Raw genomic sequence first — 297 nt, forward strand, 5'->3', positions numbered from 1 at the left:
CCAGCACCAGGAGAGGTACACTGTGTTACTGAATTTGTGCTTCCAAAGAAACCATCAGCATCATTATCCACACCCACATACCAAACCGTATCCGGATTGATAGAAGAATCGGTATCATCACAATCTGAATTATTGGTAACTCTTCCATCAGCAGGATCAGCACATAAGCTAGTTCCCGAATCTGAAGCATCTCCAAATCCATCTTTATCGGCATCGATATAATAATTAGTAAAGGTCAGATCTTCATCGATAGTTCCATCACAGTCATTGTCCTTCCCATCACATAGTTCAGGAGCA

1 protein-coding gene is annotated in these 297 nt (G+C 41.8%); it reads right to left on the reverse strand.

Features of this window, described 5'->3' with window-relative positions; translation table 11 throughout:
* Positions 1-297: MopE-related protein (locus ACNKXV_RS14235; protein ID WP_417908369.1), on the reverse strand; the 297-nt coding region annotated here is incomplete at both ends.

Source organism: Christiangramia aquimixticola (assembly GCF_048285835.1).
GTDB classification, from domain to species: Bacteria; Bacteroidota; Bacteroidia; order Flavobacteriales; family Flavobacteriaceae; genus Christiangramia; species Christiangramia aquimixticola.